14 protein-coding genes are annotated in these 16,862 nt (G+C 43.8%); 7 read left to right on the forward strand and 7 right to left on the reverse strand.

From position 1 onward, the window contains the following. Nucleotides 1-84: 84 nt before the first annotated feature. A complete protein-coding gene (gene fumC / locus M0221_RS09530; RefSeq protein ID WP_483283678.1) occupies nucleotides 85-1,488 on the reverse strand; it encodes a class II fumarate hydratase in 1,404 nt (467 codons plus the stop codon). 198 nt (nucleotides 1,489-1,686) lie between these two features. Between fumC and M0221_RS09535 the strand changes: the two genes are divergently transcribed. The 3 genes from M0221_RS09535 to M0221_RS09545 all read left to right on the forward strand — a co-directional run bounded on the left by M0221_RS09535 (nucleotide 1,687) and on the right by M0221_RS09545 (nucleotide 3,144). Beyond that, nucleotides 1,687-2,337 (forward strand): 5-formyltetrahydrofolate cyclo-ligase, encoded by a 651-nt coding sequence (locus M0221_RS09535; protein ID WP_483283679.1) that lies wholly within the window; start codon nucleotides 1,687-1,689, stop codon nucleotides 2,335-2,337. Continuing rightward, the gene (locus M0221_RS09540; protein ID WP_483283680.1) at nucleotides 2,337-2,570 is read left to right on the forward strand and encodes a hypothetical protein; all 234 of its coding nucleotides are present in this window, start codon (nucleotides 2,337-2,339) and stop codon (nucleotides 2,568-2,570) included. The genes M0221_RS09535 and M0221_RS09540 overlap by 1 nt, the downstream gene beginning before the upstream one ends. A gap of 157 nt (nucleotides 2,571-2,727) precedes the next feature. Further along, nucleotides 2,728-3,144: a hypothetical protein gene (locus M0221_RS09545; RefSeq protein ID WP_194619170.1), complete on the forward strand. Its 417-nt coding sequence runs from the start codon at nucleotides 2,728-2,730 to the stop codon at nucleotides 3,142-3,144. Nucleotides 3,145-3,263: 119 nt separating this feature from the next. Here the strand turns inward: M0221_RS09545 and M0221_RS09550 are convergent, their stop codons facing one another. Continuing rightward, nucleotides 3,264-4,625 carry a Na+/H+ antiporter family protein gene (locus M0221_RS09550; protein WP_483283681.1) on the reverse strand — a complete coding sequence of 454 codons (1,362 nt, stop codon included), beginning with the start codon at nucleotides 4,623-4,625 and terminating at the stop codon, nucleotides 3,264-3,266. 309 nt (nucleotides 4,626-4,934) lie between these two features. On the opposite strand from M0221_RS09550, the gene lon reads away from it, so the two are divergent. Together lon and M0221_RS09560 are read left to right on the forward strand one after the other, a co-directional pair. Then, nucleotides 4,935-7,559 (forward strand): endopeptidase La, encoded by a 2,625-nt coding sequence (lon, locus tag M0221_RS09555; RefSeq protein WP_483283682.1) that lies wholly within the window; start codon nucleotides 4,935-4,937, stop codon nucleotides 7,557-7,559. Nucleotides 7,560-7,833: 274 nt separating this feature from the next. Further along, nucleotides 7,834-8,391, forward strand: a complete 558-nt coding sequence (locus tag M0221_RS09560; RefSeq protein ID WP_483283683.1) for a superoxide dismutase family protein — start codon at nucleotides 7,834-7,836, stop codon at nucleotides 8,389-8,391. Between the two features lie 104 nt (nucleotides 8,392-8,495). Here the strand turns inward: M0221_RS09560 and topA are convergent, their stop codons facing one another. Together topA and M0221_RS09570 are read right to left on the reverse strand one after the other, a co-directional pair. Next, nucleotides 8,496-11,186: a type I DNA topoisomerase gene (gene topA / locus M0221_RS09565; protein WP_483283684.1), complete on the reverse strand. Its 2,691-nt coding sequence runs from the start codon at nucleotides 11,184-11,186 to the stop codon at nucleotides 8,496-8,498. A 279-nt stretch (nucleotides 11,187-11,465) separates the two neighbouring features. Continuing rightward, nucleotides 11,466-12,062: a hypothetical protein gene (locus M0221_RS09570; RefSeq protein WP_483283685.1), complete on the reverse strand. Its 597-nt coding sequence runs from the start codon at nucleotides 12,060-12,062 to the stop codon at nucleotides 11,466-11,468. A 320-nt stretch (nucleotides 12,063-12,382) separates the two neighbouring features. Here M0221_RS09570 and M0221_RS09575 point away from each other — a divergent pair, with 320 nt between their 5' ends. Then, nucleotides 12,383-12,928 carry a DUF2799 domain-containing protein gene (locus M0221_RS09575; RefSeq protein WP_483283686.1) on the forward strand — a complete coding sequence of 182 codons (546 nt, stop codon included), beginning with the start codon at nucleotides 12,383-12,385 and terminating at the stop codon, nucleotides 12,926-12,928. A gap of 175 nt (nucleotides 12,929-13,103) precedes the next feature. Here the strand turns inward: M0221_RS09575 and M0221_RS09580 are convergent, their stop codons facing one another. The 3 genes from M0221_RS09580 to M0221_RS09590 all read right to left on the reverse strand — a co-directional run bounded on the left by M0221_RS09580 (nucleotide 13,104) and on the right by M0221_RS09590 (nucleotide 15,394). After that, complete coding sequence (locus M0221_RS09580) at nucleotides 13,104-13,505, reverse strand: ExbD/TolR family protein (protein ID WP_011514224.1); 402 nt, start codon at nucleotides 13,503-13,505, stop codon at nucleotides 13,104-13,106. Between the two features lie 100 nt (nucleotides 13,506-13,605). Then, nucleotides 13,606-14,295 carry a MotA/TolQ/ExbB proton channel family protein gene (locus tag M0221_RS09585; RefSeq protein WP_020444083.1) on the reverse strand — a complete coding sequence of 230 codons (690 nt, stop codon included), beginning with the start codon at nucleotides 14,293-14,295 and terminating at the stop codon, nucleotides 13,606-13,608. 106 nt (nucleotides 14,296-14,401) lie between these two features. Beyond that, complete coding sequence (locus M0221_RS09590; RefSeq protein WP_483283687.1) at nucleotides 14,402-15,394, reverse strand: energy transducer TonB; 993 nt, start codon at nucleotides 15,392-15,394, stop codon at nucleotides 14,402-14,404. Nucleotides 15,395-15,728: 334 nt separating this feature from the next. Between M0221_RS09590 and M0221_RS09595 the strand changes: the two genes are divergently transcribed. Then, nucleotides 15,729-16,781, forward strand: a complete 1,053-nt coding sequence (locus M0221_RS09595; RefSeq protein ID WP_483283688.1) for a siderophore ABC transporter substrate-binding protein — start codon at nucleotides 15,729-15,731, stop codon at nucleotides 16,779-16,781. The last annotated feature ends 81 nt before the right edge of the window (nucleotides 16,782-16,862 follow it).

A 16,862-nucleotide genomic window follows, 5' to 3' on the forward strand; every position in this document is an offset into this window, starting at 1 on the left:
TATGATGCTACTAGCAGTACAAATGGTACCTATCGTACATTAAGCAAGTGTGACACCGTAGCAGGTCATTATTTGGTCTACTGCTTACTTAGGATTTACCATATCAGCAGGAATAACCCACTCATCAAACTGCGCTTCAGTTAGCAGTTCTAGCTCAACCGCAACTTGCTTCAAAGTTTTATTTTCTTTATAAGCTGTCTTAGCGATTTTCGCGGCATTCTCATAACCAACATGACGGTTCAATGCAGTGACTAGCATCAATGAGTTATGCAAGAAGTCATCGATTTTGTCTTTTACTGGCTGGATACCAACAGCACAGTTTTCGTTGAAACTGTTGCACGCATCGCCAAGCAGTTTGATAGATTGCAATAAGTTAAACGCGATAACTGGCTTATAAACGTTTAGCTCAAAGTTACCTGACGCGCCTGCCATGCTGATAGTGACATCGTTACCCATGACTTGCGCAACTACCATGGTCATCGCTTCTGACTGGGTTGGGTTGACTTTGCCCGGCATGATAGAAGATCCTGGCTCATTTTCAGGAATCGTCAACTCGCCAAGACCACAACGAGGACCTGATGCCAACCAACGTACGTCGTTAGCGATTTTATTCAAGCTACCTGCTAGCGTTTTTAGTGCGCCAGAAGCAAATACTTCAGCATCACGAGCAGCTAGTGCTTCAAATTTATTCGGTGACGTCACAAATGGAAGACCAGACAATGTCGCCAATTGCTCAGCTGATTTTACCGCATAATCAGGATGGGCGTTTAGACCAGTACCAACCGCCGTACCACCTAATGGCAATTCATACAAGCCTTGTAGCGCATTATCAATACGTACCAATGAATGATCAAGTTGGCTAACATAGCCGCTAAACTCTTGACCTAATGTCAAAGGCGTGGCGTCTTGTAAATGCGTACGACCGATTTTCACGATGCTATCGAATTCTTTTGCTTTAGCATCTAGCGTATCACGCAGGGCTTTTACTGCTGGAATCAATAAACCGTTGATTTCACGAGCAGCGGCAACACGAATCGCCGTTGGGAAGCTGTCGTTGGTAGATTGAGCATGATTTACATGGTCATTTGGGTGAATCGGCGTATAGCTGCCGCGTGCGTTCCCTGCGATTTCGTTGGCGCGATTGGCAAGCACTTCATTCATATTCATGTTTGACTGCGTACCAGAACCGGTCTGCCAAACGACTAGCGGAAACTGGTCGGTTAGACCACCATTGATGACTTCATCAGCAGCTTGTACGATTAAATCGCGCTTATCATCTTCGATACGCTCAAGGCTCGCATTGGTAATCGCAGCGGCTTTTTTGACCAGTGCCATCGCTTCAATCATCGGACGCGGCAAGGTCTCGCCACCGATTTTAAAGTTTTCGCGGCTACGTTGGGTTTGTGCACCCCAATAAGCGTCAGCTGGGACTTCTACATTGCCCATAGTGTCTTTTTCGGTACGAGTTGCCTGATTCTGTGTCGACATAACTACCCTCTTTACTGGTTTGTTGTTAAATAACTGAACGATAAAAAGTGCAACAGCTGCTGCACATAAAGGAGAATACGATGTAAAGTGGCGTTATGATAGCATGACTACGACCCGTTGAATATTGACAAATAGCCATTGCTAACGTCTAAAAGCAGCTGTCATCATCAAACTCACAAACTAGCGGATAGTATAGATATGCATCCTGAACCAAAAAACGCAGCGTCAGAGGAATCAGCCGTTAGCAACCCGCCCAGACGACACTTTACTCGCCAGCGACGCCAACTAACTGGCAGTGCGCGTAGGAATATGGGGCAAGCAGCGAGCTTGCATTTGAGCAAACTACAACAGCGCTTACCAAAAAACGCACGTATTGGCTTATATTACGATGGCTTTGGCGAGCTACCTACCCAGCTACTACTTGATTGGTGTCAACGCTTAGGCTATTTACCTTATTTACCAGTCGTCGGCTCGCTCGGTCGTACTAGCGATGGCACTAATGACAAACGATTACGTTTTGTACCAATTTACCATTCTAAATTCGTCAACGTACCGACTCGCATTCATCGTTTGGGCATGAGGCAAAACCATCATCGTCGACTACTTTGGGCGCGCGAATTGGATGTCATTATCTGCCCACTGGTGGCGGTCGACCTAAACGGCAACCGTATGGGCATGGGTGGTGGGTTCTATGATACGACGCTTGGCAAAAGCTATCGGTCGGGCGCTAAAAAGCCATTAAAAATTGGCTGGTGTTATGACTTTCAAGTGGTTGAACAATTAGCCCGTCAACCGTGGGATGTGCCATTAGATGGCTTGATTACGCCAAACGGCATAAGGTGGTTTTAATGAAAGACGATAAACAGTTTGAAAAAGACTCTAGCGCTGAACATGTGGATGAGTATTTGCAAACATTAGGCAATGAGGACACTAGAGAGCAACGCTACTACAGTCAAGAGCAACCGTTTAGCTCTGATGAGATGACACGGCTGGTCAATGAAGAACGCTTAAATGAGTTGCTCGCGCAAAGCGATGCGTTTTTGAGTAGCTTGAATGGTGAGATAAAAGATTTCGATGAATAACACATATATAACTGATAGAGCACAATTTGAAGAAACGCGGTTATAGAGTGGTTTGATTTGATCGACGCTTGCTTTTTATTGCCAAACTATTGTTTCTACATGGCCTATAAACTATACTTATCGCAAATAATTATCATTACAGTATAGGTCGTTGATCGTGGACAAAGTAAAAAAAGAGTTTATGTCGCCCGCTTCGCTACAAGTTTGTTTTTATCTGTTCGTGCTATTACTCTTGGCCACGCCTGCGGCTTATATTTATGATTACAACGGCTTTGATTTTGCTGAACTAAGAACCTTTTTGCTAGCGCTTGCAGCATTTTATACCTTCGCGCTTAGCACCCATATTGAAATACGTCATATAAAGCCCTCTAGCAGCACATCTTTTCTGCGTTTTTTGGTTCCTATATCTCAATGCTTTTCTTTTATTCTGCTGTCTTTGTTTGCGTTGGCTATTGTTGAATACATCAATGGCGATTTGAGACTAGATCGTGTTTATGACCCCTTCATTACGCTGTTTTTCGTGTACCTGTTGCGCAAAAATATAGAAAGTATAAAGCAAGATATCGGTACTTAAGATAACCGTCTAATTTAATTATTCTAACAGTCCTATAACTAATGCAAAAAAAAGACGCTTACCGATAAGCGTCTTTTTTGTTGGGTACTTGGATTGAGTTAAAGGGCTGACCAAATCACCTACAACACCATCGCTGCAATCCAACCAAAGATCAATAACGGAATATTGTAATGGATAAAGGTTGGCACCACGCTGTCTTTGATATGGTCATGCTGTCCATCAACATTTAGACCAGAGGTGGGACCCAATGTTGAATCTGACGCTGGAGAACCGGCATCACCAAGCGCACCAGCCGTTCCAATAATAGCTACTGTTGCCAATGGCGAAAACCCAAGCGAAATACAAAGTGGGACATAAATCGCTGCCAAAATTGGAATGGTCGAAAAGGATGAGCCAATACCCATGGTCACAATCAAACCAATGAGTAACATAATAAATGCGGCCATCGCTTTGTTACCAGCAAACAACGATGCCGCTCCATCAACTAATGGCTGTATCTGCTCAGTCGCTTTCATGACTTCCGCAAACCCTTGCGCCGTAATCATAATAAAGCCAATCATCGCCATCAGCTTGATACCGTCATTAAAGACCGTATCGGCATCACGCCATTTGACGACGCCTGTCGCCATAAAGACGCCAAAACCAAACATCGAACCTAGCAATAACGAATCAGTATATAGCTGCACGACAAAAGCAGTGACAATCGCTGCAATCGCCACTAGCGTCTTCATTTTACTTTGTGTTTGTGCAGTAGCCGCAGTTTTGCTTAACTCGTCGCTTTCTAACACTTCATCATGCGCAGCTTTATCAATTGCTAGCTGCTGATACTGACGCGGTTTACGATAGCTGATAAATACAGCAATCAGTAAGCCCACGAACATACCCAAAGCAGGAATCGCCATGGCTTTGGTCACCGAGATATTACTGATATCAATACCGGCTTCACCAACGTTTTTGAGCATGATTTGATTGAGATAAATATCACCAAAGCCATAAGGAATAAACATATAAGTCGTGACAAGTCCAAAGGTAATCAAACAAGCAATCAGGCGTCTATCAATATGCATGCGGTTAAATGCCAATAATAATGGCGGCACAAGCAAGGGAATAAAGGCAATATGAATGGGGATTAAGTTTTGACTAAAGCAGCTCATAGTGACAAGGCCTGCAAACAGCATGTATTTAATCATGCCACTGGTGCCGCCTGCATCAATGCGCTTAATCACTGCCCCTGCCAAAGATTGTGGCAAGCCGGAATGCGCAATTGCTACTGCAAACGCACCTAACAGCGCATAAGACAGCGCGATTTGTGCGCCGTTTTTAATCCCTTCTTGAAAGGCGTTCAAGGTATCAGTCATACCGAGACCAGCGATGAGTCCACCTGCCAGCGCACCGATTAACAAACTGAGCACGACGTGCACTCGCGCTAGTGACAATCCTAGCATGATGACAACTGCCAGTAGTACCGCATTAATGGTCATATTCTCGCCCTTTACCCTATATTTTTTAGCCTGCCATTGACAACATTGCTGACCTATTTATTTAACCCTAGCACTTTAATCCACACAGTTGCTATTTGAACGGAGCGATTAAGACGCGCGCTATTTTACCTGATTTTATGACTAAAACCCACGCGCAAAACCAAATAGCCTGAAGAGAAAAAGTAGATAAAGGCACAATATTCTCTCAACTGTTGATAACAGAGCCTTGCAATTTTATATAGCAGCACCATTTATCTAAACATGAACCACTAACTTGACTTTACAAGTCTGGTGAACGAGGAAGAATATATGAGTGAACATAAAATTGATAAAGACAATATCGACATCGATGTCGACGTATCACCTAACGTTGCTGATGACAACAAGCAGCAACGTGAACTAGAAAACGAGCAACAGAACGAGCTAGAAACCTCTTCTGATAACGCAGTAGAAAACAAGTCAGCGTCTGACGCTGCTCAAGAAGATGACACTGCGAAAGACAGTAAAGAAGATGCTGTTGAAGATTATCTGCCATTATTGGCACTGCGCGATGTCGTTGTTTATCCGCATATGCAAATTGCCTTGTTTGTCGGTCGTGAGCCTTCAGTCAAAGCAGTTGAATTGGCGCAAGCTGAGTACGGCAATAAGGTTTTGGTCGTTGCTCAAAAAGACTCGCTCACCGAAGACATTGATCACGATAACTTATATCAATACGGCACAGTATGTCGTATCGTCAGCACCATGCCACATGATAGCGATGAGAATTGCATCAAAGTATTGATCGAAGGTCAATATCGCGCTCGTGTTGATTCGATAGAGAGTCATGATGATTTATTGATGGCAAGCTTTGAGCGTGCAGACCTTGATGTCAGCATGGATGAAAGCCAGCAGAAAAACACGATTCAAGCTTTAACCTCGCTGTTTGAAAGCTATGCCGATGCACGTCTACGTAATGCGCGTGAGCTAACGCGCGTTGCAAAACGTATCGATGATTTGCTTGAGTTGGTCTACTTTATCTCAACTCGTGTGTCGATGGATCTTGATATCAAACAGTCATTTTTAGAGCAAAATGATATCAAAACCCATATCAACACTTTGACTGAATATTTGGTCAAGCAAAGTGCTGAGCAAAATATCGAACAAGATATCCAAGAAGCTGTCCGTCAGCAAATGGAAGACAATCAGCGCGAATACTTCTTAAACGAGAAGATGAAAGCCATTAAAAACGAGCTGTCAGATATGAATGACGGTGCGTTCGATGGTGAAGATGACGTGGCTGAGCTTGAACAACGTCTTGATGAAGCTGACTTGCCAGAAGATGTGCGCAAAAAAGCCGAGCAAGAGATGAAAAAGCTCAAAATGATGCCACCGGCTTCGAGCGAATCTTCAGTAGTGCGTACCTATATTGAATGGATTTTGGACACGCCGTGGAATGCGACGACTAAAGTTTCTATCAATTTAGATAAAGCTAAAACTGTCCTAGACGAAGACCATTATGGCTTACAAGATGTCAAAGATCGCATCTTAGAGTATCTCGCTGTACAGTCTCGAGTGAAAAAACTGCGCGGTCCGATTCTTTGCTTAGTCGGTCCTCCGGGTGTTGGTAAAACTTCATTGGGCGAATCAATTGCTCGTGCAACCGGTCGTAAGTTTGTGCGTATGGCGCTTGGCGGCGTACGTGATGAAGCGGAGATTCGTGGTCATCGCCGTACTTATATCGGTGCAATGCCAGGTAAAATCGTGCAGTCACTGGCAAAGGTAGAAGTCAAAAACCCGCTATTCTTATTGGATGAAATCGATAAGATGGCGCATGATTTCCGCGGTGATCCAGCATCAGCATTACTTGAAGTGCTAGACCCATCACAGAATGATACTTTCAATGACCATTATTTAGATATGGACTTAGATTTATCACAAGTGATGTTTATCTGTACCGCTAACAGTATGGATATTCCAGCCGCGCTACTTGACCGTATGGAGGTTATTCGCCTACCGGGTTATACCGAAGCAGAAAAAGTGAATATCGCGCAGAAGTATCTAGTGCCAAAAGCCATTAAAAATAATGGTCTCAAAGAAGGCGAGATTGAGATTGTAGAAGCGGCATTGCATAGCATCGTGCGTAGCTATACACGTGAAGCCGGTGTACGTAACCTTGAGCGTGAAGTGAATAAAATCTGCCGTAAAGTGGTTCGCGGTTCGGTTGAAACGCATGGCGCCCGCGCTCCGAAAAAAGCAGAACGTCAGCTGGTCGTGGTCGATGACAAAAACATCGATGACTATCTAGGTGTCCATCAGTATGACTATGGTCTAGCGGAAGAAGAGCCTGAGATTGGTCGTATTACTGGGCTTGCTTGGACACAAGTCGGTGGTGAGCTACTTACTATCGAAGCGGTTGCGATGAAAGGCAAAGGTGAGCTTATCTTTACCGGTTCACTCGGTGACGTGATGAAAGAATCTATCCGTGCAGCGATGAGTGTGGTACGTGCTCGTGGCGATAGCTTAGGCATTGATTATGAGACTTTTAAAACGACTGACGTCCACGTACATATGCCAGAAGGCGCCACTCCAAAAGATGGTCCATCTGCTGGTGGTGCGCTAACGACAGCGCTAGTATCTGCATTAACTGGTATTGCTATTCGTCCAGATATTGCCATGACAGGTGAGATTACCCTGCGTGGTAAAATCTTACGTATCGGTGGTCTTAAAGAGAAGCTGCTCGCAGCGCATCGTGGTGGTATCAAGCATGTGTTGATTCCAGATACTAACGAGCGTGACTTAGCCGATATCCCTGATAACGTCAAAGAAGGCTTAACCATTCAGCCAGTCGCGACGATTGATGAGATATTAAAAGTAGCGTTGGTCAGTATGCCAGTACCAATTAAACCTACCAAAGTAACGGTTGATAAGACCAAAGGTAAAGCGCTACACAATTAATAAGTTAACGTAAGAAAAAGACCGTAATATTAGTTACGGTCTTTTTTTTGTTCAGGATTTTTAAATTTGCTATTTATTTTCTCTTGGATTAAATCCCTTCAAATATGATAGGAAGATATCCTACTTAAGTTACCTTCTTTTAAAAATCATATGATACTTACATTTATTAACCGATTGTTGCGCTTTTAGTGAATAACTCCTTCAGGCGCCTAGCTATACTGATACAGTAAATCATTGATGATATCAAAAACAAAAATTTAAAACGGAGATAATAATGAATAAGACAATACTTGCAAGTGCTCTATTATGTGGTTCTGCTTTAGCAATGACGGGTTGCCAAACGGTAGAAGGTCAGATGCAAACAGGCAATCCTCTAAACCAACCTGTTTTAAAATCGACCATTAATGCTGTTAGTGGTGATAAAAATGAAGTCGGGCAAATGTTTTTACGTCCCGTTGATGGCGGTGTACAAGTATATGGTAAGCTGATGAACTTGCAGCCGGATCAGACCGTGTCGCTACATATTCATGAAACAGGAAGCTGTGGCAATATGGGTAAAGCAGCAGGTGGGCATTTTAATCCAGATAATAAGCCACACTCTAACCCAGATGACATGAATGGCCATGCAGGCGACTTACCTAATCTAACGGCTAATGCAGATGGTGTCGCAACTATCAATTATGTGAATAAGAAAATTTCTGCCGCTGATGCTGGTAAATACAGCGTCAATCGCCTAGCCTTTATCGTGCATAGCGGCGTTGATGATTACACCAGTCAGCCAGCTGGTAATGCCGGTGATCGCGTCGCTTGCGGTATCATCGAAAAAAGATAATCCATAATCACAGCTTCGATTTTAAATCATAAAAAAACCTCTTAGATTGTCTAAGAGGTTTTTTTATAGCCTGAAACTACTGACGGATTAAAGGTAAAAGAAATTTACTCCTCTACCCACTCGCCTTTACGCCAGTAAACGCCCCAACGTGTGGCTTTGCCATTTTTCTCAGAGCCGATATACTGCTCTTTTTTCTTGCGCGACCAACGTAAAATCGTCGGATTACCATCTGGATCTTCATCTGGTCCTGCAAACAAATACTGGAACTTGTCTTCCATTTTATCTTTAATCTCTCGCAGCTCAGCAAGTTTTGGCGGACGTGTCTCCCGTACTTTAGGGAACTTAGAGGCTGCTAAGAACATGCCCGCTGCGCCTTCACGTAAGATAAAGTAATCTTCATGCTTAACAGATTTTAACTCTGGTAGATGGATAGGATCCATGCGCGGCGGTGCTGCTTCGCCTGTTTTCAGCACTTTACGCGTGTTATCACATTGCTGACACGCAAAGTAAGGACCAAAACGTCCTGTCTTTAGCTCCATTTGTCCATCGCACTTATTACAATCAATGGTTGGAGAATCAGAACCAGGAACTTCGAACTTACCTTCTTCTAAGACATAACCATCACAATCAGGATTGTTACCACACACATGCAGCTTCAGACCGCCATCAACGATATAACCATTCATTGCCGTACCGCATTTCGGGCAGCGTTTCTTCTCCATCAAATCTCTGACTTCGGCCGCTTCGTCATCACCTTCGGCATCATCAAGATTGGCAAAAGCTTCGACTGGCATTAAGTTCTTAGTACCTTTACAGCGCTCTTTTGGTGGTAAGTTATAACCAGTACAACCTAAGAATACACCCGTTGAACCGGTACGTAGCTGCATTGGACGAGCACAAAGATCGCAATGGACATCTGGTACGTCGGTCGGATCATTTGGGCGCATGCCGTCTTTTTCTTTAGCACGATCCAGAGTCGTTTTGAACTCACCGTAGAAGTTATCGAGCACATCTTTCCAATCTGTATCGCCTTCTGCAACATGGTCAAGCTTGTCCTCTAGCGCGGCAGTAAAGGTATAATCCATCAAATCAGGAAAACTTGCTGTCAGTCTATCGGTGACGATATCACCCATTTTTTCAGCAAACAGGCGCTTGTTTTCTAACTTCACATAACCGCGATCTTGAATAGTCGAGATGATAGAAGCATAGGTCGATGGACGACCGATGCCTTTTTTCTCAAGCTCTTTGACCAAGCTTGCCTCAGTAAAACGCGGTGGCGGCTTGGTAAAATGTTGACTCGGATCAAGCTTATCTACTATTAACTTATCGCCTTTTTTCACATCTGGTAATAAGTTATCGTCAGTCTTGGCAGGTGGCATCACTTTAGTATAGCCATCAAATACCAAGGTACGACCGCGTGCTTTTAACTCAACGTCGCCAGCAGCAACGAATAAATTCACTGATAGATATTTTGCTGGTAGCATCTGACAGGCCACAAACTGACGCCAGATTAGCTCATACAAACGTATTGCATCACGCTCAACGGCTTTCAACTGCGTTGACTTCATATTGACGTTAGACGGACGTATGGCTTCATGCGCTTCTTGTGCGCCTTGTTTATTACCATAGAAATTCGGCTTTTCTGGCACGTATTTTGCGCCATAACTGTCTTCGATATAGCCACGTACCGCAGCAAGCGCATCACCTGATAAAAAGGTCGAATCGGTACGCATATAAGTAATGTGACCCGCTTCATATAAACGTTGCGCTAAAATCATGGTTTTCTTAACTGAGAATCCCAGACGCGTGCTGGCGGCTTGTTGCAAAGTCGAGGTAATAAAAGGCCCGCTTGGTTTCGACTGCGTTGGCTTCTCTTCACGTTCTTTGACGATAAAGTCATTTGCTTTTAGGACATCTAATACTTTATCAGTCTGCTCTTTATTGACGAGCTTTAGCGTTTTGCCGCCTTGCTTAGTGGCTTCTAAACGAATACCAATTTGCTCAGCGTCTGCAGCTTTTTTGGCTTTGCTCTCAGCAATATGGGTATCGGCATGAATCTGCCAATATTCTTCTGGAATAAAGGCGCGAATTTCATGCTCACGCTCAACAACCAAGCGCATAGCAACAGACTGGACGCGACCCGCCGATAGACCACGAGCAACCTTTTGCCACAAAAGTGGCGATACCATAAAACCAACGACACGGTCTAAGAAGCGACGCGCTTGCTGTGCATTAACTCGGTCAATATCAAGTTTAGACGGTTGCTTAAAGGCATTTTGAATGGCAGATTTGGTAATCTCGTTAAAAACCACACGCTCATACTTACTGTCAGCGCCGCCAATGACTTCTTTAAGATGCCAAGCAATCGCCTCTCCCTCTCTATCCATATCCGTTGCCAGATAGATTTTGTCAGCGTCTTTGGCTAAAGCTTTCAGCTCTTTGATGACCTTGGTCTTATTTGGCAAGATTTCATAGACTGCCGCCCAATCATGCTCAGGGTCGACACCCATACGCCGTACCAATGCTTGCTGAGTTTTCTCTTCTTTGCTTAGGCTGTCATCTTTTTTGGTCGTTGCTGGTTTCTTTGCGCTTTTACTTGCACCGACTGGCAAATCTCGGACATGACCGATACTTGAGCGCACGATAAAATCATCACCCAAGTATTTATTGATGGTTTTTGCCTTGGCGGGTGATTCAACAATCACCAAAGATTTGCCCTTTGGACTGGCTTTTGGGCTGCCTTTAGGTTTGTCAGCAGCGGGCGCTGCACTTTTTTTAGCTGCGGGTTTTGTCATAGGTGACGACACCATAATAAGTAAATTAAAATAAGAATTGTCTAGCAGCATGCCATTTATAGGTTTGGTTATAAGGGCGTGGCAAATTATTGTAGTAATGGCTGCTAGTAAAATCGGTTATAAAACAAATGATAACCATAACGAAAGGTTTCAGTTATAAAGACGTTACACTGCTAAGGCTTAAACTGTCAACTGAAAATGACTAAGCGTCTGCCAAAAGCACTTGCATATCGCTCGTTTATGGAGACGAAAAAACAATTTGCTACCTTGTGGCGATTTTTATAGGGTCTCTTGCATCTGCAGCGCCCACTCTTCAAGCTTTTCTTTGAGCGCTAATAAATCGCTCTCAATCAATTTTTGCTGATAAGCAGGATTGGTCGCAGGGCGTACATAAGCGATATCTTCCCAATAAATTACGATACTATTTGCCTTAGTCAATAGCCCCTTTACATAGGGCTCAATACTGACTGGCAAATCAAGTGGCATCTTGTCCAAACTGACATTGGGCTTCTTAATTGCCGTATGGGTATTGCTTTGATTCGCACGAATAGCTGTTGGCACGATAAGCTTATTATCATCTGTAGTCGTATCGACAAAACTACTATCTGGTCGCCATTGCCCATCAATCACTTGATAGCGGGTAAACGGCAGATTGGTATTTTCTAATATTAAGCAATACTGCCCCATCATCCCGCGACCATACTCATTGTCTTTACCCTTTATCCAGTCAGGACAAGTGACCAGCTTTGGATTGAGCTGCAAGCGGCGCGCGGTCATACGCAGCTTATCTAAACGCTGATCGATACCGCTCGGCTTGAGCGCCATCATACTCCCTAATACGAATAGTACAATGAGAATAGCAATCCACATACCCATGACAATCTGACCTTTTAGCTAATAAGTTCGCTCATAACAGCGATTATTTTATACGTGACTGACCTTGATAACTGTATTTATAATGCGTGTCAGCTCTCAAAAATCAAGAAGAATAGAGCGCAAGTACACAAATTACCGCATGCTAGATTATCTATTGTTATGAGACAAGCCACCAGCTAATCTACAATATCGCTGATATTTATAGTGGCATATCAAATACTTAGTACAGAAAGCTACTCGTTCGATAACAAGATACAAAAAGTCGAGCCTATAAAAAGGTGCTATGATAAACCATAATTTTAAACGCGCGCAGGTTTATTATGAATAATCTTATTAAGCGAAACTCATCGAGTGCCAATTTTACTCAAAAATCGCGCAGTCCAATCATGAGTAGGTCCAGCGTTGCCTTAACACTAATCGGTGTTGCCTTATTTACTTTATCAGGCTGTGCCACCACCCAAAAAAGCCTAACGCCGCAGCAATGTCAAAGCAGCAACTGGCAAGAAGTTGGCTATGCTGATGGTATCAATGGGCGCTCGGGGGATTATTTTGGTCATTATGCTAATAGCTGTGCTAGTGCTGGCGCTCCCATGCCAAACCGTATTCAATGGGAACAGGGTCGTCAGCTGGGGCTAAAAAAATACTGTACTGAGCTAAATGCTTATAAGCGTGGTCGTGAAGGCTATGACTGGCAGCCTGTCTGCCCGCTTGAAGGCATTGAAAAGCTCGAAGAAGCTTACGCGCAAGGTCGCTATTATCATATCCGCCAACGTGACCTTGATTACTTGCGGTCGCCTTATCCGTTTGGTTATGGTCCTGGACGCTATGGCGGCTACGGCTATCGCCCATTTGGCTACGGCTGGTAAGCATTTATCAAGAATAAAAGCTAAATAATACATTAATAAAATAAAGGAAACCTCACAAGATTACCTTGTGAGGCCGGAGAGAAAGTTTATTATTTTAATGGTTCTTATTATTATTCTACTGATTTTTCTGTTAATAAGCTTGCTGATATTTTTAGTAGGTTTATGGCTTTAACGATTATTCATTAACAAAGGCTATTTTGCTTAGTCCCGCTTCACTCGCCGCTGCCAACACTTGAGCGACGGTATCATATTTACTGTCTTTATCAGCACGTAGCTGTACGGAAGGATCTTTGCCAGCGGCACTTTGCTGCTGCAAGCGTACTTCTAGCTCTTCCATACTAATAGGATCGCTGTCCCAAAATATTCCTGCATCTTTATCAATACTGATTTGGATCGCTTCGGGCGGGATTTCATTTAACATCGCACTGGTCTTTGGCAAATCTAATGGCACTGCCGGATTCAATACGCTCGCCGTCAACAAAAAGATAATCATCAATACCAGCATGATATCGATCAGCGGAATGAGGTTCATCTCATTCATGCTTTGACTACTATCATCACCCAATTGAAATGCCATAATATTCTCAATACGTTTTGTATAATCATCAAAGCTATTACTTTCTAGCTTATCTGTCGCTTCGCTTTCTTTTAATGTAAAACCCTATCAATAAATAGAGTTACGGCTGTGATGGCGCTGATTTATGATAATGTTCTGTTTGTTGAGGGGCTTGCGTCTCTGTATGATTGCCTTTTACTAACTGAGCTTGAGTCACGGCATGTTCATTATTTATTGATGATTGTTGTGTGACTGCTAGCTCAGCAGATTGCGCCAGTAAATCATGGGCGCGATCATTTGCATGGTACATGATGCTACGATTAATACGTACAGCAAGGTTATAGAACACTACCGCTGGAATCGCTACGGCTATTCCTAAACCGGTCATGATAAGTGCCTCACCGACCGGTCCCGCTACCTGCCCAAGTCCTGCTTGTCCGCTCATACCAATATTACGTAGGGCATGGAAAATACCCCATACTGTCCCAAACAGACCAATAAACGGTGCAATCGCTGCTGTCGTACCAAGGATAGGCAAACCACGCTCGCTAGCAAAACGGTAGCGACCAATGTGCTTTAGCAAGGTTTGCTCAGTAATCAAACGCCGCGTCGCTGCATCTGCCACGCTTAGATCTGAGCGCTTTGCCTGCATCTGCTGGCTCAAATCATCAGCAACAGTCGTCACCAATTTTCGGCTTTGTAGCACCCGAATGATGCCCGTGACCCAAGAGATGATAGATAAAGCGAGCAGTAAAAAGAACAAGGTTCTAGTCACCATGTCGCTATATTGCCAGTAAGTTGTAAAGTCCATGTCAGACTCCCTAGTAAGTTGTGCCATCACATAAACCTGCAGCGACTATCGCATTTATGCTTATCGTGAAAAGAGTAGAATGTATGTTTTTATAGATGGATAATCATTAAGGTACTGCGTAGCTCACAGGCAAGGTCACATTACCAACCACTGGTACGCCAGCATTATTCGTAAAGGGTTTGAACTTGCCTGAGCGCACTTGCCGCGTCGCTTCTTTATCCAATGCCGCATTCCCCGAAGATTGAGCGATACGCACATTATCGATCCCGCCCTGCTTGTTTACCCTCAGTATCAACACTACGTTGAGCGTATCACCCGAATTTGCTCGTCGTGCAACGCGCTCAGGGAAACTGAAGTTTGGCGCTGATACCCAATTTGCCGAGCTGGCGGTAAAATTGACAGGCTCATTACTTTCAGCAGCTGCTTTAGCGGCCTCTTCTGCTTGCTTAGCCGCTCTTGCTGCTTTTTGAGCCGCGTCATTTGCTGCTTCGGCACTCGCTTTAGCATTTGCTACTCTTTGCGCTTCCTGAGCCTGCGCCTGTTGCCTCTGTGCTTCTTGCGCTGCTTTTTCCGCTTGTGCTGCTACAAGTCGACGTTGCTCAGCTTGCTGATTGTTAACCTTTTGGTTATTAGCAAGCTGCTCAGATATGGCTTTATCAATGGCGGGATGCGGCTCTTCTTGCTTAGTCTGTTTTTGTGACGGCTTTTCTTGAGCAATCGACGTTGTCTTTTCTTTTTTGACTAGCGGTGTAATATCAGGTTTGCGTTCTTGTACCACTGGTTGTTTTAGCGTCTCTGTGACCGGCTTTGGTTTTATTATAGCCTGCGGTTTTGGCGCTGGCGTGCTTTTATCTATCACAACCTTAGTCACTTCTTTTTCAACAGACTTCACCACTTTTTCCGGCTCTTTAGGTAACGCAGCAGGTAATGATACCAGCTCTATTTCAATAGGCGGCGTCTGTTTGGGCAGCGCGACTTTGGGTGCAGACGGTTTCATTGCCACCAATGCCACTGCCGTAAGCACGTGAAGGCCTACTACAACTAGTATCGCTATCAAGATTGATTTAAGTGGGGGCGTCTCTAAATCCGTTGAACTCATAATACTCTAGCATTTAACCGTCATAGAATGGTGGTGATAATAATGCAAACGATAATTATTATCAATAGTAAATTTCTAATATTTCAGGCGTTATTGTGAATTTTTTAAGTTCAATCTAGGTCAGTATGCGAGTTTATTATAACCTGAATACACTTAGTTAATAAAAATCATTATCATCTTTATTGATAATACGTCTCAATTACTTTATGATGGCGGCTGAATTATTTACCCAATTTATAATAAAACACCGACTCATTTAACCTGCCGTTAAATGAAGATTTTTATCGAGCAGGTTGTATAAAACTGCCAAAACCCGTCCTATACCGAGTTATCTATGTCTACTACCTCATTCTCTAGTCACCGCGCTACTCCTGTTTTTAAACGTCCCTTAATAGCTGCACTCATGACAGCACTGCTTACTAGTATTACCGTAACTGGCTGTAGCGCTCCTGAATCTAATGACTCAGAACCCGCAGATAGCAACACCGAAAATAAAACCGCTGATAAAGCCAAAAATGTCGCCACTAACGAGGCGGTTTCTGTGACCACTATTAGCGTTTATACCATCAAGGGATCTGTTGATTTGGCAATCAACCCATCGCCGCTAGTGGTTTATGACATGACCTTGATGCAGGATTTGGCAGCGCTCGATGTCGCTGTTGATGGCATGCCAAGCGGTCTAAAATTGAATAACCTGCATTCAAAAACTCAACCAGATCCGAAAGAAGTCGGCACGGTATTTGAGCCAGATCTTGAAGCATTAAATGCAATGCAGCCACAAGCTATCTTGGTCGGCTCGCGTATGGCAGAGAAATATAATGCGCTCTCAAGCATCGCCCCAACGCTCGATATGAGTATTGATACTGCCAATATCTATGAGTCTAGCAAACAGCGCTTGCATGATTTGGGTGCGTTATTTGGCAAAAGCGATCAAGCCTTGAAGCTGCAACAGGATATCGACGGTCTTATTGATGAGACGAAAACAGCGACCAAAGATAAAGGCAATGGCTTGGTCATCATGGTTAATGGTAATAAGTTGTCTGCTTACGGTGATAAGTCACGTTTTGGCTTTATCCATACCGTACTTGGCGTACCTATGGTAGATAATCAGATAAAAGACGCCGATCATGGTCAGCCGGTTTCCTTTGAATACTTGCAAAAAACCAACCCTGACTGGTTGTTTGTGATTGACCGTAGCGCGGCTATCGGTGAAGAAAGCGTTGGTGCAAAAGCCGTCTTGGACAATCCATTAGTCGCGCAAACGACGGCTTGGAAAAAATCTCAAGTGGTCTATCTAAGCCCAGATTCATACCTAGCATTTGGCGGTTATTATCAGTGGATGCAAGATTTGACCGCGATCAAAACGGCATTTAGCCAAGCAAAGTAAATATTTTTATTCGTTGAAAAACAGACGTAAGTGCCCATTCTTGCGTCTACCCTTTACGCCAGCCATAAGTTAGCAGCCGTT

This window comes from Psychrobacter sp. ANT206 (assembly GCF_056880555.1).